The organism is Actinomadura verrucosospora (assembly GCF_039540335.1).
Taxonomy (GTDB): Bacteria; Actinomycetota; Actinomycetes; order Streptosporangiales; family Streptosporangiaceae; genus Spirillospora; species Spirillospora verrucosospora.
Genome location: NZ_BAABEV010000016.1, coordinates 50,398 through 70,211, shown reverse-complemented (window position 1 = coordinate 70,211; position 19,814 = coordinate 50,398). Strand labels below are relative to the sequence as shown.

Below are 19,814 nucleotides of genomic sequence, written 5' to 3'. Positions count from 1 at the left end.
GGCCGGCGTCCGACCACCCCCGTCCCCAGCACCGGCACCCGCCGCGACCTCCGCAGCGGCCGCACCCGGCGCCCGGCAGGCGCCCTCCGTACCCGGGTCCGCCCGGGCCCCCGTACCCGGGGCCGCCCGGGCCCGCGCAGCCGCCCCTGCCGTCGCCCATCCCGGTGCCCACCCCGCAGACGGCCCGCGGAATCGTGTGGGCTTTCGTGCCCTTTGTCACGCTGGGCTACGGGACGCCGTTCTCGTTCCTGTACGCGGCCGTCCGGCGGCGGTCCCTCGGGCTCGGGATCACCGCCGCCGGCTACGGCGCCGGCACGGCCGCCGTGATGATGATGCTCCAGGCCGGCGACCCGATCTTCCTCGTCCTCGGCTCGTTCCTGGCGATCCTGCTGTGGATCGCCGGGACGGGGCACGCGTTCGCCGTCCGGCCGTCGGTCTTCCCCCGCGAGATCCCCCGCAACGTGCTCAACGAGCACGCGATCGAGGTCGCCAGGTACCGGCGGTCGCTGCGCGAGCAGGCCCGCGCGCTCGCCGCCGAGGACCCGGCGCTCGCCCGCGAGCTGCGCATCGGCCGCCCCGACGTGCCGCGCGCCTACGACGACGGCGGGCTCGTGGACGTCAACCACGCGCCCCGCGAGATCATCGAGGCGCTGCCCGGCATGACCCCGGAGATCGCCGACCGGATCGTGCGCCGCCGCGCGCAGGCGGGCGGGTTCGTCTCCGTCGAGGAGATGGCCCTCGACGCCGACGTCCCGCCGGACGTCCTCCCCCAGCTCGCCGACTTCACGATCTTCCTCCGCTGACCCCCCGGCGCCGGCGGCGCTCAGAGGGCGACCCTGAGGACGCCGGTCAGCGCGAGCTGGGCCAGCGACAGCGGGACGAGCCACGCCCAGGCGAGCTTCTGCAGCTGGTCCTCGCGCATGCGCGGGTAGCTGACCCGCAGCCAGATCACGCAGAACGCCAGCACGGCGATCTTCAGCAGCGTCCAGAGCCAGCCCAGCTCGGTGTTCAGGAACGGGCCCTTCCACCCGCCGAGGAACAGCACCGTCGTCAGCGCGCACAGCACGACGATCCCGGCGTACTCGGCCAGGATGAACAGCGCGAAGCGCAGCCCGCCGTACTCCGTGTACGGGCCGAAGATGATCTCCGAGTCGGCGACCGGCATGTCGAACGGCGGGCGCCGCAGCTCGGCCAGGCCCGCGACGAAGAAGACCACGCCGCCGACCGCCTGCCACGGCAGCCACCACCAGCGCCACTCCTCCACGACGCCCTGCAGCGACAGCGTCCCCGCCGCCATCGCCACCGACGACGCCGCGAACACCATCGGCAGCTCGTAGGACATCAGCTGCGCCGCGACCCGCATCCCGCCGAGCAGGGAGTACTTGTTCGCGCTCGCCCAGCCCGCCATGATCGCGCCGATCACACCGACGCCCATCACGGCGAGCGCGAAGAACACCCCGGGGCCGAGGTCGAGCGCGACCTGCCCGCCGGGCCCGACCGGGATCACCAGCAGCACCAGCAGGTACGGGACGATCGCCACGCCCGGCGCCAGCTTGAACACCCAGCGGTCGGCGTCGCGCGGGACCACGTCCTCCTTCTGCGCGAACTTGACGCCGTCGGCGACGAGCTGTGCCCAGCCGTGGAAACCGCCCGCGTACATGGGGCCGAGACGGCCCTGCATGTGCGCCATCACCTTGTGCTCGGCCTGCCCCACCAGCAGCGGGAGCACCGCGAACGCGCCCGCGACCAGCACCAGCTTGACCACGACCTCAAGCATGGGGCCCCCAGCCCTCCGGAACCCCGGGCGGGCGGACGCGGCGGCGGCTCGGCGCCCCGTGCCCCGACTCGCCCGGCTCCTTGGCGCCCGGCCACGGCTTGGCGACGCGGGCGGCGAGCACGAAGTCCTTGCGCAGCGGGTGGCCCTCGAACCCGTCGGGCAGCAGCAGGGGCACGAGGTTCGGGTGGCCCTCGAAGAGGATGCCGAACATCTCCGCCGTCTCCCGCTCGTGCCATGCGGCGCCCCGGTAGACGCCCGTCGCCGTCGCCAGCACGGGCGCCCGCTTCGTGACGCGCGTGCGGATCAGCAGGTGGTGGCGGCGCTCCAGCGAGTACACGTGGACGACGACCGCGAAGCCGTCCTCCAGCTCGTCGACGCCGGTCAGCCAGTCGAAGAAGCCGCAGGACAGGTCGTCGCGCGCGAAGGTGAGCGCGTCCAGCCAGAGCTCGGGGGACACCCCGACGGCCAGCCCGCCGAAGGTCTCCTCGGTGGTGACCTCGTCGCCGAAGCGTCCCGTCCAGGCGTCGGCGAGTTCCGCTCCCGGCGGCTGCGGGCTCATCGGTCGCGCCCGATCTGGTCGTCGTGGTCGTCGTCCACCAGCCCGGGGATGATCGACGGGTCGTGCGACGGGTCCGCGCCCAGGTCGTCGTCCTCCACCACCGGGACGGGCACGGTGACGTACTGGTCCTCGACCATGTGGACGGGCTGCGTCGTGTCGGACGGCCCAGCAGGAGGCGCGGCCTGCTCGGGTTCGGGTTCGGGCGCGGGTTCGGGCTCGCCCGAAACGTCGGCCTCGCCGAGATGCCGGACGGGCTGGGTGACGTCGGTCGGATCGACGGGCGGCGCTCCGGGCTCCGGCGCGACCGGCGGCTGGACGGGCGGCGCCTTGTCCTCCGGCCGGACAGGCTGCGTCTTGTCCTCCGGCCGGACGGGCGGCGTCATGTCCTCCGGCCGGACAGGCGGCGTCTCGGGCCTCGGTTCGAGCTCCATCGTGGCCTCCGCGTCGCCGAGGTGCAGGACGGGCAGCGTCTCGTTGTCCGCGGCCGCGGTCTCTTCCGCCTCGTCCTTCGGAGGCTCGGCCTCATGGCCGTCGGCCTCCAGGCTGTGCCAGTGCTCGAAGCTCTCGTGCTCGTCGGACGGGGGCGGCGGCTGGAGCGGGCGGCGCAGGACGGTGGCCGGGAACGGACGCGGCGCGGGCGGCGGGGCGACGGGCTCGCCGCCGCCGTCCCCGCCGTAGCGGTCGCCCAGCGACTCGCCCGCGATCTTCTCCTGGAGGTGGACGATGCCCTGCAGCAGCGCCTCGGGCCGGGGCGGGCAGCCGGGGACGTAGACGTCCACCGGGATGATCTGGTCGACGCCCTTGGTCACGCAGTAGGAGTCCCAGTACGGGCCGCCGCAGTTGGAGCAGGCGCCGAAGGAGATGACGTACTTGGGTTCGGGCATCTGCTCGTAGAGGCGCCGCACCGCGGGGGCCATCTTGTCGCTGACGGTGCCGGAGACGACCATCAGGTCGGCCTGCCGCGGACCCGGCGCGAACGGGATGACGCCGAGCCGGATGAAGTCGTGCCTGCTCATCGACGTCGCGATGAACTCGATGGCGCAGCAGGCCAGGCCGAAGTTGAAGACCCACAGCGAGTAGCGCCGGCCCCAGTTGAGCACGAACCTGATCGGCTTGGGCGCGAGCCGCGACAGCGGCCCGACGCTCGGCGGGGGAAGATCGATGGTGCCCACGACGCCATTGTTACAGCGCCGGAGGGGTCAGACCCAGGACAGGACGCCCTTCTTGCCCGCGTAGGCGAGGCCCGCGGCCAGGAACGCCAGGAAGACGAACATCTCGCCGAGCGTCGTCGCGCCGTAGCCGGGGTCGGAGAAGACGGTCGCCCAGGGGAAGAGGAACACCGCGTCCACCGCGAACACCACGTAGAGGTAGGCGAAGACGTAATAGCGCACGTAGGAGTGGGCCCAGCCCTCGCCGACAGGGTCGACGCCGCACTCGTACGTCGTCAGCTTCTCGACCGTGGGACGATGGGGACGCAGCAACCGGTTCGCCGCGAGAGCTCCCCCGACGATCCCGGCGCCCGCGAGGAGCAACACGACCAGAACGACATATGTGTCGAAATAGTTATGCACCAGATCCTCCTCGTGTGCGTCACATCCAGTATCTCGCGATGCAGCATCGAGAAGTGTGACGTGGTACCTCCACCCGGGAGGATCACAATGTCATGCTCTTGCTGCACACTAGGTTCGCATGGGTCGGTTTTGACCTGGAAGGACGTGACCGGATGAGCAACCCCCCGCCTCCCCCGGGCTGGGAATCCCCGGGTGGGGCCTCCTGGCCGCCTCCGCCGCCGCCAGCGGGCCCGGGCGGGCCCGGTCCCGGCGGACCCGGAGGCCCGGGCGGCCCGCCCCCGCCCGGCGGCTTCGGTGGTCCCGGAACGCCGCCCCCCTTCTTCCCCCCGCCCCCCGGCGGCCCGATGGGCCCGCCGATGCCTCCGCCGAAGCGCGGCGGTGGCGGCGGCCTGGTGATCGGCCTCATCGGCGGCGGCCTCGTCCTCCTTGTGATCATCGCGGTCGTGGTGTTCGTGGTGGCCAAGGGCGGCGGCAAGTCCCCCGAGGAGAAGCTGACCGCGGCCGCGACCAACATGGACGCCGCCCGCGCGGTCTCGCTGAAGGGCACGTTCGGCGGCAGCGAGACGCTGCGCGGCGAGCTGAACGTCACCAAGGGCGGCCGCGCGATGGGTCCGGTCACCTGGAACACCGACCAGGTCACCGTGCTGTCGGCCGACGGCAAGCTGTTCGTGAAGGGCGACAAGTCCTACTGGACGCGGCAGATCTCCTCCACCGACGACCCCTACTACCTCACCTCGGGTGAGCAGTGGGGCCGGCTGAGCGCGGACGAGCTCGACCTCGACTTCAAGGAGCAGCTGTCGCCGACGGCGCTGGCGAGCAAGATCCGCTCGGCCCGGCTGTCGCGCGTCAAGCCGATCGAGACGACCTGGATGGGCAAGAAGGCGCTCAAGTTCAGCACCTTCTCCTCCACGCTCTACATCACCGACGAGGACGACGCCGAGCTGATCCGCTACGAGGCGACCACGCCGCGGGTCGCGCTGGACGTCACCCCGAAGGACTCCGGCGACGCCTCGTCCCTCATCTCGGACATGCGCACCAGCATGGGCGAGCTGAAGGACGCCTTCAACGCCTCGTCCAAGCCGACGGTCGACGAGTGGAAGAAGGGCGGCTGCAACGGCAACTCCGGCTGCACGGTCGAGGCCAAGATCCGGCCGCCGTACGACGTGGAGAAGCCCGTCACGATCGACGTCCGGTTCCGGCTCACCGCCGGCACGCTGACCGGCCGCGACCTCGGCAACTGCACCGCGCGCATCACGATCTCCAGCTCCCTGTCCCAGTGGGCGAGCTGCCGGGTCGTGAGCAGCTCGTGGACGAGCTGGGCGAAGGCGACCGGCGGCACGTTCTACAAGCACGCCGAGTACAAGGTGATCGGCGCCACCTCCGCCGAGGTGTCCGCTCTGCAGAACGGCCTCGACAGCGAATGACGCCGCAGGTGAGGCGCATCACGCGCTGATCCGCACCGGCAAGGGTGCCCGGTGGCGCTCCTCCCGTTCCGGGAGGACGCGCCGCCGGGCACCCTTATGCTCTTTGTGGACGGCCCCTCCAGGGCCCGGCGGCCGCCCTTCCCCCCGGAACGTTTCGGAGCCCGTCGGCGCCCACCGGGGGACGCCTCCAGATCCCTTGCTTTGTGTCTGACGGTCGGGCCGGTACCTGGCCCCGGAAGTGAGCAGAGTGAGCCCCGAGTGAGCGCTGAACAGGACGAGCCGTCGCCGACGGCCTCTTCCCGACCCCCGTATCCGGACGAGTCCGGCGACGCCTCCCACCCGGACGGCGGCCCGCAGCAGGGCGCCCCCGTCCAGGAGGGCCCCCACCCGGGGGACGTCCGCGTCGCCGGCGGCCAGGCCCCACCCGGCGCGGCCGCTCCCACCGGTCCGGACGCGGCTCACACGGGCTCCCCCGGCTCGGATCCGGAGGCGACCCCCACCGATCCGCGCGGCACGCCCTCCTTCGTCCCCGCGGGCCCGCCCTCCGCCGCTCCGCCCGGCGCGGGCCTCCCGCCTGACGCGGGCTTCCCGGGCGAGCCGGGCGCGGCCTTCTCGCAGAGCGGTCCCGTCCCGCCGGTGCGCCAGCGCAGGCCCCGGGGCCGGCGCGTGGTGATGTTCGCCGGGGCCGCGGCCGCCGTCGTGGTGGCCGGAGCGGTGGCGGCCGTGGCGCTCACCGGGGGCGAGGAGGCCCCGAAGCCGAAGCCGAAGGCGACCGCGCCGGCTCCTCCTCCGGCGTGGACGGTCGCGGCGGGCCGAGCCCTCACCTCCGGGACGGGCCTGCGCTACGACGGCACCCTGACGATCAACGGCCGGCCGGTCCAGGCGCGGCTGCGCGTGACCCCGGCCGGGGCGGCGAGCGGCACGCTCACCGCGGGCGTGCTGACGGCGGAGGTCGTCGCGATCGGCGGCGACACCTACCTCAGGGCCGGGACGGCGTTCTGGCAGACCTACGCGAGCGGCGTCGCGCACCCGGAGTACTACGCGGGACGCTGGTCCAAGGCGCCCGCCTCGGTGCCCGGTTTCGACGTCCCGGACGTCCTCGGGCCCAAGGCGATCGCCAGGTCGCTGGCGAAGTCCCCGGCGAAACCGCCCACGGAGAACGTGGGCGGCGTCCGCGCCTTCAAGGTCAAGGCGTCCGGCGCGGAGTACGTGCTCACGGCCCAGGCCCCGTACCGGCTGCTGGCTGTGCGCCCGGCCGGGCAGGCGGCGCAGCACTTCACCGTCGCGCCGGTGGCGGCCCCGGAGACGCTGTTCGCCGAACTGCGTCTGCGGGTGGCCCGGCTCGGGGGCGCGTTCGATCCCGGCCTGCGCTTCACGCCGGGGACGCTGGCGTTCAGCAACTGCGACCAGAACACCAGCGGCTGCACGGTGAGCATGCCCGCCACGCTCACCGAGCCCGCGACGGTGCCCGACGGCGCGCGGGCGGTGCTGCGTGCGGCGCTCTCCTCCAAGGGCGAGCCGCTCGGGTCGTGCTCGGGGGCGGGACCGGTCCCGGCCAACCGGTCGCTCGTCCTGCGCTGCACCGTGACGAGCAAACTGTGGCGGCACTGGATGCGCGCGGCCCTCGACAACCCCGGCTCCTACCCCTACGAGGCGAAGGCGCGCGTCGTCGGGGAGGCCGTCGACGTCGCCGACGTGCCGAAGCTCCTCGCCCGCGTCGACCGCGAGCGCAGGGCGGTGGTGAAGGCGGCCGCGGGCACGCCGGGCCCGACGGTGTCGGCCGAACCGTCGGTCAAGCGCTCGGAGCGACCGGAAATCGCCACATCTCAGACACCAGGGACACCGTGAGCCCCACGTGCAGGGGCGGTGCGGTCGAACGGGATTCCGGATGTCTACACTTCGGGTCGTGAACTCCACGCCTCTGGGGAGCGGATGCTCCTCGACGAGTCCCGCGCGGCCGCTGGTCCGGCGTCTGCACGTCGACCTGTGCCGCCAGCGCAGCTGCCTGTGTTCGGGATGAACCCGGGGGGCCGTCCAGGTCGTATCGCCCGATAGGACCTGCGGAGCGTTCGCCGCCCGTCGCTCGCCTCCATGACGCGCGGCCACCGGCACCGGACGAGGAACGCGCGCCTTCCCTGCGCGGTCATCCCAGTGTGCGGCCCGTCACCGCTAACCCATCCCGTCCCGGACATACCATGAAGGTAAGCCTAAGTAGCATCACGATCCTGGGTGCCTCCCCCAGGACGGATGCTGCGCGTCGAGGAGGTCTTCCTCTGTGACCAAACAGGTCCAGCAGCTCGACCGCGTCATCATTCGCTTCGCCGGAGACTCCGGCGACGGCATGCAGCTGACCGGCGACCGCTTCACCCAGGAGACCGCGGCGTTCGGCAACGACCTTTCCACGTTGCCGAACTTCCCGGCCGAAATCCGCGCCCCCGCCGGGACCCTCCCCGGCGTGTCCAGTTTCCAGTTGCACTTCGCCGACCACGACATCCTGACCCCGGGCGACGCGCCCAACGTCCTGGTCGCGATGAACCCCGCCGCCCTCAAGGCGAACCTCGGGGATCTTCCGCACGGCGCCGACCTCATCGTCAACACCGACGAGTTCAGCAAGCGCAACCTCGCCAAGGTCGGCTACGCGGCCAGCCCCGTCGAGGACGGCTCGCTGTCGGAGTACCGGGTCCACGCGCTGCCGCTGACCTCGATGACGGTGAAGGCGCTCGAAGACTTCGACATCTCCAAGAAGGACGCCGAGCGCGCGAAGAACATGTTCGCGCTCGGCCTCCTGTCGTGGCTGTACCACCGTCCCACCGAGGGGACGCTGGCCTTCCTGGAGCGCAAGTTCGCCAGCAAGCCCGAGATCATGAAGGCCAACATCGCGGCCTTCCAGGCGGGCTGGTCCTACGGCGAGACGACCGAGGCGTTCTCGGTGCAGTACGAGATCAAGCCGGCCGAGCACGAGCCGGGGCTCTACCGCAACATCACCGGGAACCTCGCGCTGGCGTACGGGCTGGTCGCGGCGGGCGTGCAGAGCGGGCTGCCGATCTTCCTCGGCTCCTACCCGATCACGCCGGCGTCCGACATCCTGCACGAGATCTCCAAGCACAAGCGGTTCGGCGTCCGCACCTTCCAGGCCGAGGACGAGATCGCCGCGGTCGGCGCGGCGCTCGGCGCCTCGTTCGGCGGGTCGCTCGGCGTCACCACCACGTCGGGCCCCGGCATCGCGCTCAAGAGCGAGACGATCGGCCTCGGCGTCGCGACCGAGCTTCCGCTGCTGGTCATCGACGTGCAGCGGGCCGGCCCGTCCACCGGCCTGCCGACCAAGACCGAGCAGGCCGACCTGCTGCAGGCCATGTACGGCCGCAACGGCGAGGCGCCCGTCCCGGTGATCGCGCCGCAGTCCCCGTCGGACTGCTTCGACGCGACGATCGAGGCGGCGCGGATCGCGGTGAAGTACCGCACGCCGGTGATCCTGCTGTCGGACGGCTACCTCGCCAACGGCTCCGAGCCGTGGCGGCTGCCGGACGTGGCGACGCTGCCGAAGATCGAGCCGAACTTCGCCGAGCCGTCGCAGGAGGAGTTCCAGCCGTTCGCGCGCGACCCGGAGACCCTCGCCCGCCCGTGGGCGGTCCCCGGCACGGCCGGGCTGGAGCACCGGATCGGCGGTCTGGAGAAGGCCGACGTCACCGGCAACATCTCCTACGACCCCGCCAACCACGACCGCATGGTCCGGCTCCGCCAGGCCAAGATCGACGGGATCGCGAACGACATCGAGCCGCTCGCCGTGGACGACCCGTCCGGCGCGGCCCGCGTCCTGGTGGTGGGCTGGGGCGGGACGTACGGGGCCATCTCCGCCGCCGTGCGGCGCGTGCGGGCGTCCGGGCGCGCCATCGCGCAGGCCCACCTGCGCCACCTCAACCCGTTCCCCGCGAACCTGCCCGAGGTCCTGCGCTCCTACGACAAGGTGATCGTCCCTGAGATCAACCTCGGCCAGCTCGGGCTGCTGCTGCGCGGCCGGCTGCTCATCGACGTGATCGGCTACAACCAGGTCCGCGGCCTGCCCTTCAAGGCCGAGGAGCTCCAGGGCGTCATCCAGGATGTGATCGACAGTGAGTGACAACGGAGCCCACGGCACCGTCCCCGCCAACGGCAACGGGTCCGCCAACGGCAACGGCAACGGACCGGCGGACGGCCGCGGCCTGCTCTCCCTCGTCCCGAAGGCGGACGGGAAGCAGACGATGAAGGACTTCAAGACCGACCAGGAGGTGCGCTGGTGCCCCGGGTGCGGTGACTACGCGATCCTCGCGGCCGTCCAGTCGTTCCTTCCCGAGCTCGGGCTGCGCCGCGAGAACATCACGTTCATCTCCGGCATCGGCTGCTCGTCGCGGTTCCCGTACTACATGAACACCTACGGGTTCCACTCGATCCACGGCCGCGCGCCCGCGATCGCGACGGGCCTCGCCACGTCCCGTCCCGACCTGTCGGTGTGGGTGGTGACCGGGGACGGCGACTCACTGTCCATCGGCGGCAACCACCTGATCCACGCGCTGCGCCGCAACGTCAACCTCAAGATCCTGCTGTTCAACAACCGGATCTACGGGCTGACGAAGGGCCAGTACTCGCCGACCTCGGAGATCGGCAAGATCACCAAGTCGACGCCGATGGGCTCGCTCGACGCCCCCTTCAACCCGCTGTCGCTCGCGATCGGCGCGGAGGGCACGTTCGTCGCCCGCACCATCGACTCCGACCGCAAGCACCTGCAGTCGGTCCTGCGGGCCGCCGCGCAGCACCGCGGCACCGCGCTCGTCGAGATCTACCAGAACTGCAACATCTTCAACGACGGCGCGTTCGACCCGCTGAAGGACGCGGACGTGCGCGACGACGTCACCGTCCGGCTGGAGCACGGCGAGCCCATCGTCTTCGGGGCGGACCGTGCCAAGGCGCTGCGCCGCACCCCGACCGGGTCGTTCGAGGTCGTGAACGTCGCCGACGTCGACCCGGCCGAGATCGCCGTGCACGACGCCCACAACCCGGACCCGTCGCAGGCGTTCGCGCTGTCGCGGCTCGACCAGCCGGCGTTCGAGCACACCCCGATCGGCATCTTCCGGGACGTCGACCGCCCGTCCTACGACGAGCTGATGCGGGCCCAGCTCGACGAGGCCGTCCAGGCGCAGGGCGAGGGCGACCTCGCGGCCCTGCTCGGCAGCGGCGACACCTGGCGCATCGACTAGACGGCGTCTCCGCAGGCCCGGCCCCCGCTTCACGGGGGCCGGGCCTTTTCGCGCTTGGAAACCCCGCGAACGGGGCACGGTCTCCCACGTGCCGGTCGGCCGGCGATCCGCGGCGGTCTTCCGGGCGGGAGGCCGTGCGCGGCGGCGTCCTCGCCTGACAGACTGAGGAGATCACGAACCGGGAGGTGACGATGCGGGTCATACCGCGCCTGAACAAGGGTCGTCAGCGGGATGAGGAACCCGCACCGGTCCCGGCGCCTCCCGCCCCGTCCCCAGAACCCGCGGCTCCGGACCCGAGCCTGAAATGGCCGCCCCCGCCCGCACCGGTCCTCCCCGAAGACGCCGCCGCGACGACGCAGCCCCAACCGACGACCGCCCGGCCCCCTGCCCCCGTCCCGCCCGAGGACACCGCGCCCACCGCGGACACCCGTCCCATGAAGACCGGGTTCGAGCCGGGCCGCGACCCCGCTGAGGCGCTGGGGCAGGAGAGCCTCCGGGACGCGGAGCCGCGCTCCCAGGCCACGACGGCCGTTCTGCCCGCGGCCACGCGCCCCCTGGGCACGGAGGCCGAGAGGCGGCGGGCGCGGGCCGCCCAGCGGCAGCGGGAGGCCGCGGAGATGAAGCGGAGCCGGGCGGCGCGGCGGCAGGGCCGCCCGTACCGGGAGGCCGCGCCCGCGAGGGCCGCCGACCAGCACCGGTCGGCGATGCTGGTCATGGTGCTCACACTGGGACTGCTGATCGCGGCCGTCGCGGTGACCGGCGGGATGATCGCGTCCTCGATGCGGACGCGCCCGGTGACGCTGGCCGCCCCGCTGCACATCTACCCCGTCGCGCAGGTGCTGCCAGGGCCGTGCCCCGCCGGGACGCAGGGCATCACCGGACAGGCCGCCACCGGGGTGACCTGCTACCGGCTCACCCAGGGGATCGCGATCCACAAGGTCGCCGACCTGCGCGTGCAGAAGTCGCGGGTGAAGCCCGGCGGATACGACGTGGCGCTCACGCTGCGCCCCGGCGACCGCCGCGCGTTCGCCGAGCTGACCCGGGCGACGGTCGGCCGCGACCTGGCCTTCGTCGTCCGCGACCGCCTCGTCACCCTGCCGCGCGTCGACATGGCCATCACCGACGGAAAGGTCGTCGTCACCGGCTCCCCCGACCGCCCCTCGGCCAACGCCCTGGTCCGCCAGCTGCGTTCTTGATTGCTTTTTCTCCTCCTTCGGGCCTGGCGGCCCTCCATCGTCGAAAAAGCGGGCGATCGCTGGCATCGCTTCGTCTCGCCTTGGCGGCTCGCTGCGCGATCAGATTCTTGCTTCGCTCGAATCTGCCTTCGGACGCGATCGCAACCATTGAGGTTGTTGCGTGGTTGCGGGGCGGGCTGGGGTGGGTTCAGTAGTGGGCCGGGTCGGCGTTGAGCCGCCTTGTGCGCGGCTCGGTGGTGGTTACGGCAGGTCTTCGCCTTGGACGGCTTGGATCTCCAGTTCTACCTTGAGGCTCTCGCCGACGAGGGAGATGCCCGCTTCCAGGATCTGGTTGAAGCGGATGCCGAAGTCGGTGCGGGGCAGATCGGCGGTCGCGCGGAACGCGGCGCGGAGGCCGCCCCACGGGTCGGAGCCCATGCCGAGATAGATCATGTCGAGGTCGACCGGCTGGGTGATGCCGTTGAGGGTGAGGCGGCCGTGCACCGTCCAGCGGTCGGGTCCGGCGCCGGTCAGCCCGTCGCCCTCGTAGGTGAGGACGGGATGGACGTCGGCGTTCAGGAAGTCGGCCGAGCGCAGGTGGTCGTCGCGCATCTTGTTGCCGGTCTCGATGGACGCCGCCTCGATGCGCGCCGTGACGCGGGACTCCTCGACCGGCTCGGCGATCTCGATGCGTCCCTCGAAGGCGGCGAACCGGCCGCGGACGCTCGACAGGCCGATGTGCTGGGCGACGGCGCCGATGTTGGAGTGCGCCGGGTCGATCGTCCAGACGCCGGGCGGCGGGAGCTCGGTGCCGCCCGCCCGGCCGAGGACGATCCTGCCGATGTCGGCGCTTCCGGCGCTGGACACGATCATCGTGGCGGCGGCCGGCTGGAAGCCCATGGCCGTCACGATCACCGTGTAGGTGCCGGGGGGCAGCGGGCCGGCGGCGAGCACGCCGTCCTCGCCGGTCTGCTCGCGCGCGACCTGGTCGCCCGCCAGGTTCGTGACCGTGACGATGGCGTGCCGCACCGCCCAGCCGTCCTTCGTCCGCACCGTTCCGCGCAGACCTCGGTTAGCGTCCATCAACGACCCGCACTCCAGGTTCCGTGTCTCGTGGCCGCCGCCTGCGGGCGGCCCGGCTCGCTCGTGCCCGTCACTCGTCCGGGTAGCCGAGCTTGAGGTCGTGGTCGTCCAGCCCGCTGCCGGAAAGCGACAGGCCGGTCGCGACCGGAGGATATCCGGACGCGATCACCGTGTACTGGCCACCGGTGAGGTCGGTGAAGGCGTACTCGCCGTCCGGTCCCGTGATGACCATCGCGACGACGTTGCCGGCGGCGTCGACGAGCGTGACCCGCGCCTCCCCGACCGGCTCGCCCGACTCGTTGCGGACCGTTCCGCGGATGCGGGCGCCGGGCGGCATCTCCACGTCCAGCCGCGTCTGGCCGTTGCCGGTCACCTCCACCGGCATCGCGACCGGGCGGTGCGCGGCGGCGCTGACGGCGAGCGTGTAGGCGCCGGCCACGAGGTCCTTGAACGTGTAGCGGCCGTCGGCGTCGGTGCGGCCGGTGCCGACGACGTCGCCGCGCACGTCGGTGACGACGACCATCGCGTTCACGATGGGGGTGCCGTCGGCGCTGCGGACCGTTCCGGCGAGGCCGCCGCTGCCGGCCAGCAGCAGGTCGAACTCGACCGGCCGGTCGCCGACGACGAGGGTCGCGGCCTGCGGCTCGTGCCCGCCGGTGGCGGCGATCAGCACGTAGCTGCCGGGGCCCGGCGTCGGCAGCGCGTACCGCCCGTCCTCCCGCGTGATCGCGCGGGCGAGCTGGTGGCCGTCGACACCGATGAGGGTGAGGGCGGCGGACGGGACGGGCTCGCCTTCGCGGGTCCGCACCACGCCGCGGACGGGGACGCCGCCGCCGTTGGCGTCCTGCTCGATCTGCTGGGCGAGGAGCTTCGCCTGGGCCGCCAGCTCCGCGGCGGCCGGGGTCTCCGACGCCTGGGCGGGCGGGGCCGCGGCGACGGTGGCGAAGCGGCCGTCGTCCGGGTAGCCGTTGTCGCGTGCGTGCCTGCCGGCGCCGACCGCGCCGACCGCCCCGGTCCGCACCACCGCGGACGGCGGGCGCACGACGCCGCTCTCCGCCGGGACGTCGGTCGCGGGCGCCTCGGACGGCGGCGCGTCCTTGCCGCGGTGCGCCGAGCCGCGCAGGGGGAGCTCCTTCAGCGCCAGCATCGCGAGGAAGCCCACCAGGGCGATGGGGATGCCGACGAGGAAGACGCTCTGCAGCGAGTCGGTGAAGGCGTCCTGGATGATGCCCCTGATCTGCGGATCAAGCTTGCTGATCTCCTCCGGGGAGCCGAGGTCGGTCGCGCCGCCGCCGGCCGGCACGGGGATGCCCGCCGCGCGGAAGCCGCTGGTGATCTCCTCCGCGACCCGGTTGGTGAGGATCGCGCCGAACGCGGCCACGCCCATCGCGCCGCCGAGGTTGCGGAAGAACGAGACGCCGGACGTCGTCGAGGCGAGGTCGGCGGGCGCGGCGGCGTTCTGCGCGGCCAGGATGAGGATCTGCAGGCTGAGGCCCATGCCGACGCCGAGGACGGCGAGGTCGGCGCCGACGATGACCTTGGGCGAGTCGGTGTGCAGCAGCGACAGCAGGTACAGCCCGCCGGCGACGCACAGCAGCCCGACCACCGGGAAGATCTTGTAGCGGCCCGTCCGGGTGACGACCTGGCCGGAGCCGGTGGAGGTGATCAGCATCCCGACGACCAGCGGCAGCGTCATCAGGCCGGACGTCGTGGGGCTCATCCCCTTGACGATCTGCAGGTACTGCGGCATGTAGATCATCACGCCGAACATCGCCATGCCGACGCAGACGGAGACGAACGAGGTCAGCAGGAAGGTGGGGTTGCGGAACAGCCGGGGCGGCAGGATCGGGTCACGCGCGACGCGTTCGGCGACGACCGCGAGGACGAGCAGCAGGGCGGCGACGCCGAGCAGGGCGTAGGTCCACCGGGAGTTCCACTCGAACTCGATCCCGCCCATGGACAGCACCAGCATCAGCACGGCGGCGCTGCCGGTGATGGTGAACGCCCCGAACACGTCGATGCGGGTGTCGCGCCGCACCTTCGGCAGCTTGAGCACCTTCTGGATGACGAGGAAGGCGACGATGGCGAGCGGCACGCACACGTAGAAGCACCAGCGCCAGCCGAGGCTGTCGGCGTCGACGATGAACCCGCCGAGCAGCGGCCCCGCGACCGTCGAGACGCCGAACACCGCCCCCATGAACCCGGCGTAGCGGCCGCGCTGCCGGGGCTCGACGACGTCCCCGAGGATGACCTGGGCCAGCGCCGACAGGCCGCCGACGCCGAGGCCCTGGAACGCGCGGGCGGCGATCAGCTGGCCGATGTTCTGCGACAGCCCCGCCCCCACCGAGGCGGCCACGAAGATGACCAGGGCGGTCTGGAACATGAGCTTGCGGCCGGCGATGTCCGACAGCTTGCCCCAAAGGGGCGTGGACGCGGTCATGGTCAGCAGGGACGCGCTCGCCACCCAGGACAGCTTGTCCTGGCCGCCGAGGTCGCCGACGATCGTCGGCAGCGCCGTGGCGACCACCGACGTCGAGATCATCGACGTCAGCATCGCCATCATCAGACCGGCGAGGATCTCCAGGATCTGTCGGTGCGTGTACTGCGGTCTCGCTTGCTCTGGCGCCGCCGGGCCGTGCGACGCCACGCTCGCCTGAGCCACATTGCCCCCACAACTCAGATGAATTACCTGTGTTTTGCATGTATCTTATGTAGACGCATGTTTACTTGCAACTCAGGACATAATGGACACCGACTGTAACGGCGACCGGGGGCTGGCGGAATGCAGGTCGGGGAACAGATCGGAAAACAGGCCGCGGGCGCGGCGGCGCGGGGGCGCAAGCGCGACCGGGAGGCCACCCGGCGCCGCATCCTGGACGCCGCCCGCGACCTGTTCGGCGAGCACGGCTACGACGGCGTCACCGTCCGCATGATCGCCGGGCACGCCGAGGCGAACACGGCGCTGGTCCACCGGTACTTCGGCTCCAAGGCGGCGCTGTTCGGCGAGGTCCTGGCCGGGGAGTCGGTGATCCGCGGCGTCATCGCGGGCGACCCCGGGGGGCTGCCGCGCCGGCTCGCCGAGCACTTCGTCCGGCAGGTCGACCAGCGCTCGGTCACCGCCATGTCCCGGATGCTGGACCGGTCGGCGGGCCACCCCGAGGTCAAGGAGATCCTGCTCCGCTACCTGGAGGACGTGATCGTCGAGCCGATGGTGGCGCAGCTCCAGGGGCCCGACGCGCGGGCGCGGGCGCTGCTCGCGTCCACGATCATCATGGGCGGCGGGCCGGTGCGGCGCCTGGTCGGCCTCGGCGACCTGCGCGCCGCCGACCCCGCCGACCTCACCGACCGCCTCACCGCCATGTTCACCGCGGCCCTCGCCCCCTCCGTCCACCGCGAGACGTAGCACCCCGGGGCCGCGTACCCCGGCGGGTGCAGGCGGGATCGCCTTCAGGGCGGAGCGGACGGCCGCGAGGCGCGCATAGGGTTCTGCTCATGGGGCGGGCGGGCGCTGTCAGGGCGCGGTGGGACAGGACGGGACGGCCCGCGCGCTGGGCGTCGGCGGCGGTCGCCGTGGCGCTCGCCGGCGGGGCTGCGGCCTGGGGCGCGACGGCCGGCGGCGAGGCCCGCGTCCAGGCGTCCGAGCAGCGCGTCACCGTCGTCGACGGGCCGAACGACGACCAGCGCGTCACGCTCGACACGACGTTCTACAAGCCGGTCGGACGGGCCAGGGGCCCTGCGGTCCTGCTGGGCCACGGCTTCGGCGGCAGCAAGCGGGACGTCGCCGGCGAGGCCCGCGACCTCTCCCGCGCCGGGTACGCGGTGCTGGCCTGGTCGGCGCGCGGGTTCGGGCGCTCGACCGGCGAGATCGCCCTCAACTCGCCCGACTACGAGGTGAAGGACGCCCGGCAGCTGATCGACTGGCTGGCCCGGCGGCCGGAGGTCCGGCTCGACGGCCCCGGCGACCCGCGCGTCGGGATGGCGGGCCAGTCCTACGGCGGCGCGATCGCGCTGATGACCGCCGCCTACGACCGGCGGGTCGACGCCATCGCACCGCAGATCACCTGGAACAGCCTCCCCGACGCGCTCTTCCCCGACGCCGCCTCTGGCGCCAAGCCGACGGACGGCGTCTTCAAGAAGCTGTGGGCGGGGCTGTTCTTCACGGACAGCGCGAACCGGACGGCGTGCGGGCGTTTCCTGCCGTCCGTGTGCGAGATGTACCAGGAGGTGGCGGAGAAGGGCCGTGCCACCGAGTCGGCGATCACGATGCTGCACCGGTCGAGCCCCGCATCCGTCGCCGACCGGATCCGGGTGCCGACGCTGCTCGTCCAGGGCCAGTCCGACTCGCTGTTCCCACTCGACCAGGCCGACGCCAACGCGCAGGCGATCGCGCGGAACGGCGCGCCGGTGTCGGTGGTGTGGTTCCAGGGCGGGCACGACGGCGGCGACCCGGAGACCGAACGGGTCGAGGGGCTCGTGCGCGACTTCTTCGACGCCCGCCTCATGCGGTCGTCCGCGCCCTCCCCGGACGGTTTCACCGTGACGCGGGCAGGCGGGCTCGACTCCTCCACCCAGGCGGTCGTCGTCGACGAGGCGTCGACGCCGCGGTATCCGGGGCTTTCGGGTGACGCGTCGCGCCTGCCGCTGGCCGGGGCCGAGCAGACGATCTTCAATCCGGCGGGCGGGTCGCCCGCCTCGATCTCGGCCCTGCCGGGGCTGGGAGCGCTCGGATCCCTGGGCGGGTCGCTGGGAGGCTCGCTGGGCGGGCAGCTGCCATCGGACATGCCCGGGCAGACCGCCACCTTCGAGACGCGCCCGCTGGACCGTCCGCTGTGGCTGACGGGCGCCGCGACCGTGCGCCTGAAGGTCACCGGCGACGGTCCCCTGTTCGCGAAGCTCTACGACGTCTCGCCGGGCGGAGGCGCCGCTCCGGCGCGACGGCTGGCCGCGCCGTTCCGGGTGTCCGGCGGCGAGGTCACGGTGACGCTCCCGGCGATGGACTACCGCTTCGACCGCGGGCACCGGCTCCGCCTGGTCGTCGCCACCACCGACATGGGGTTCGCGACGCCCGCGAAGCCGTCGTCGTACAAGGTGCAGGTGGTGTCGCCGCTGACCGTCCCGTCCGTCCCGTCGTTGAAGGCCGCCCCGGCGCCTCTGCCCGTCTGGGTGTGGGCTCTGCCTGTCGCTGCCGTCGCTCTGGCGCTCGCCATACTTCTCCCTGGACGCCGTAGGCGCGGCGCCGAAACGGACAGCGACGTGCCCCTGGAGATAGCGGGGCTGACGAAGGCGTACAAGAACGGGCACCTCGCCGTCTCCGACCTGTCGTTCCGGGTGGAGAAGGGGCAGGTGCTCGGACTCCTGGGGCCGAACGGCGCGGGAAAGACGACGACACTGCGCATGCTGATGGGCCTCATCCACCCAGACTCCGGCTCGATCCGCATCTTCGGGCACCGCGTGTACCCGGGCGCACCCGTGCTGTCCCGCCTTGGTTCCTTCGTGGAGGGGCCTGGGTTCCTGCCCCACCTCTCCGGTCGCGACAACCTGGACCTCTACTGGCGCGCCACCGGGCGTCCCTTGGACGAGGCCCACCTGGACGAGGCGTTGCAGATAGCCAACCTGGGTTCGGCGCTCGACCGGGCCGTCCGCACGTACTCGCAGGGGATGCGGCAGCGTCTCGCCATCGCGCAGGCCATGCTCGGCCTGCCGGACCTCCTCGTCCTGGACGAGCCCACCAACGGCCTCGACCCGCCCCAGATCCGCGAGATGCGGGAGGTGCTCGTCCGGTACGCGGCGGCCGGGCGGACGGTCATCGTCTCCAGCCACCTGCTCGCCGAGGTCGAGCAGACCTGCACGCACGCCGTCGTCATGGCGGGCGGCCGCCGCGTCGCCGCCGGCCCGGTCGCCGAGATCACCGGATCCGGCCGCCGCCTGGAGGACGCGTTCCTGGAGATCATCGGGGAGGGTTCATGACCGCCTACCACGCCCGGCGCACCCTTCCGCTGCGGGTCGAGGCCGTCCGCCAGTTCCGGCGCCGCCGCACGCTGGTCGCCTTCGCGTTCCTGCTCGTGCTGCCGTGGGTGCTGGTCGCCGCGTTCAAGATCGGCGGGGATCCGGGGCCGGACGGCGTCCCCAGCCTGGTCGACGTCGCCACGTCGTCCGCGCTGAACTTCGCCCTCTTCGCCCTGTTCGTCTCCACCGGTTTCCTGCTGGTGGTCGCGGTCGCCCTGTTCTGCGGCGACACGGTGGCGAGCGAGGCGGGCTGGTCGTCCCTGCGCTACCTGCTCGCCGCGCCCGTGCCCCGCGCCCGGCTGCTGCGCCAGAAACTGATCGTCGCCCTCTCCTACGCGGTCGTCGCGGTCGTCAGCCTGCCGCTGATGTCGCTGGTCGCGGGGACGGCCGGATTCGGCTGGGGCGACGTCGAACTCCCGACCGGCGGCACCGTCCCGGTGAGCACCGCCCTCGGCCGCATGGCGATCATCATCGGCTACTCCCTCGTGGCGCAGCTCGTCGTCGCCGCCCTGGCGTTCCTGCTCTCGGTGACGACCGACTCCCCCCTCGGCGCGGTCGGCGGCGCGGTCGGGCTCGTCATCGTCAGCAACATCCTGGACGCCGTCACCGCCCTCGGCTCCTGGCGCGACTTCCTCCCGACGCACTGGATGTACTCCTGGATGGACGCGCTTCAGCCCGAGATCCAGTGGGCGGGCATGGCCAAGGGCGCCGCCCTCTCCCTCTCCTACGCCGCCGTCCTGCTCGCGCTGGCCTTCCGCCGCTTCCGGACACGCGACATCGTCTCCTGATCCGCCCACGCTCCGCGTTCCTCCGGACGCGAACCGTGGATCACAACCCCCCGAAAATCGGTCGAACCTGCAGTTCAGGTGGCATAAGCTCGGCGAACCTCGACCGGCGCGACCGCGTCATACGAGGCAACGGCCCGATCCCCGGGTTTTAAAGGCAGCCCGGCGGGGGGAGATGATCACCATGGCACGGCAGCAGCTCG

General features: G+C 72.4%; 15 protein-coding genes. 9 read left to right on the top strand and 6 right to left on the bottom strand.

The window, feature by feature from the left end:
* Window positions 1-206: 206 nt before the first annotated feature.
* On the top strand, window positions 207-803 hold the full coding sequence (locus ABD944_RS19070) for a ComEA family DNA-binding protein (protein WP_345178293.1): 597 nt from the start codon (window positions 207-209) through the stop codon (window positions 801-803).
* A gap of 20 nt (window positions 804-823) precedes the next feature.
* Here the strand turns inward: ABD944_RS19070 and ABD944_RS19065 are convergent, their stop codons facing one another.
* Genes ABD944_RS19065 through ABD944_RS19050 form a run of 4 tightly spaced genes read right to left on the bottom strand, consistent with a single transcriptional unit; the run spans window position 824 to window position 3,907 of the window.
* Window positions 824-1,777, bottom strand: coding sequence for a complex I subunit 1/NuoH family protein (locus ABD944_RS19065; RefSeq protein WP_345178290.1), 954 nt, complete (start codon window positions 1,775-1,777; stop codon window positions 824-826).
* Window positions 1,770-2,336 carry an NADH-quinone oxidoreductase subunit C gene (locus ABD944_RS19060; RefSeq protein WP_345178289.1) on the bottom strand — a complete coding sequence of 189 codons (567 nt, stop codon included), beginning with the start codon at window positions 2,334-2,336 and terminating at the stop codon, window positions 1,770-1,772. The genes ABD944_RS19065 and ABD944_RS19060 overlap by 8 nt, the downstream gene beginning before the upstream one ends.
* Entirely contained in the window at window positions 2,333-3,508 is a 1,176-nt protein-coding gene (locus ABD944_RS42450; protein ID WP_425550308.1) for an NADH-quinone oxidoreductase subunit B, read from the bottom strand. Before ABD944_RS42450 ends, ABD944_RS19060 begins: the two co-directional genes overlap by 4 nt.
* Before the next feature lie 27 nt (window positions 3,509-3,535).
* A complete protein-coding gene (locus ABD944_RS19050; protein ID WP_345178286.1) occupies window positions 3,536-3,907 on the bottom strand; it encodes an NADH-quinone oxidoreductase subunit A in 372 nt (123 codons plus the stop codon).
* Between the two features lie 356 nt (window positions 3,908-4,263).
* On the opposite strand from ABD944_RS19050, the gene ABD944_RS19045 reads away from it, so the two are divergent.
* From ABD944_RS19045 to ABD944_RS19025, 5 genes are all read left to right on the top strand, one after another.
* The gene (locus ABD944_RS19045) at window positions 4,264-5,331 is read left to right on the top strand and encodes a hypothetical protein (protein WP_345178283.1); all 1,068 of its coding nucleotides are present in this window, start codon (window positions 4,264-4,266) and stop codon (window positions 5,329-5,331) included.
* 258 nt (window positions 5,332-5,589) lie between these two features.
* Window positions 5,590-7,179, top strand: a complete 1,590-nt coding sequence (locus tag ABD944_RS19040) for a LolA-like protein (RefSeq protein WP_345178281.1) — start codon at window positions 5,590-5,592, stop codon at window positions 7,177-7,179.
* 427 nt (window positions 7,180-7,606) lie between these two features.
* Window positions 7,607-9,448, top strand: a complete 1,842-nt coding sequence (locus ABD944_RS19035; RefSeq protein WP_345178278.1) for a 2-oxoacid:acceptor oxidoreductase subunit alpha — start codon at window positions 7,607-7,609, stop codon at window positions 9,446-9,448.
* An 82-nt stretch (window positions 9,449-9,530) separates the two neighbouring features.
* Window positions 9,531-10,562, top strand: coding sequence for a 2-oxoacid:ferredoxin oxidoreductase subunit beta (locus ABD944_RS19030; protein ID WP_345178470.1), 1,032 nt, complete (start codon window positions 9,531-9,533; stop codon window positions 10,560-10,562).
* A gap of 434 nt (window positions 10,563-10,996) precedes the next feature.
* On the top strand, window positions 10,997-11,758 hold the full coding sequence (locus tag ABD944_RS19025) for a SecDF P1 head subdomain-containing protein (RefSeq protein ID WP_345178275.1): 762 nt from the start codon (window positions 10,997-10,999) through the stop codon (window positions 11,756-11,758).
* A gap of 240 nt (window positions 11,759-11,998) precedes the next feature.
* Here ABD944_RS19025 and ABD944_RS19020 read toward each other — a convergent pair whose 3' ends face one another.
* Together ABD944_RS19020 and ABD944_RS19015 are read right to left on the bottom strand one after the other, a co-directional pair.
* Window positions 11,999-12,820, bottom strand: coding sequence for a YceI family protein (locus tag ABD944_RS19020; protein ID WP_345178274.1), 822 nt, complete (start codon window positions 12,818-12,820; stop codon window positions 11,999-12,001).
* A 70-nt stretch (window positions 12,821-12,890) separates the two neighbouring features.
* The gene (locus tag ABD944_RS19015; protein ID WP_378188753.1) at window positions 12,891-15,482 is read right to left on the bottom strand and encodes an MFS transporter; all 2,592 of its coding nucleotides are present in this window, start codon (window positions 15,480-15,482) and stop codon (window positions 12,891-12,893) included.
* 120 nt (window positions 15,483-15,602) lie between these two features.
* Here ABD944_RS19015 and ABD944_RS19010 point away from each other — a divergent pair, with 120 nt between their 5' ends.
* From ABD944_RS19010 to ABD944_RS19000, 3 genes are all read left to right on the top strand, one after another.
* Window positions 15,603-16,223, top strand: a complete 621-nt coding sequence (locus ABD944_RS19010; protein WP_345178271.1) for a TetR/AcrR family transcriptional regulator — start codon at window positions 15,603-15,605, stop codon at window positions 16,221-16,223.
* An 89-nt stretch (window positions 16,224-16,312) separates the two neighbouring features.
* Window positions 16,313-18,787, top strand: coding sequence for an alpha/beta fold hydrolase (locus ABD944_RS19005; protein ID WP_345178270.1), 2,475 nt, complete (start codon window positions 16,313-16,315; stop codon window positions 18,785-18,787).
* On the top strand, window positions 18,784-19,614 hold the full coding sequence (locus ABD944_RS19000; protein WP_345178267.1) for an ABC transporter permease: 831 nt from the start codon (window positions 18,784-18,786) through the stop codon (window positions 19,612-19,614). Before ABD944_RS19005 ends, ABD944_RS19000 begins: the two co-directional genes overlap by 4 nt.
* Window positions 19,615-19,814: the final 200 nt, after the last annotated feature.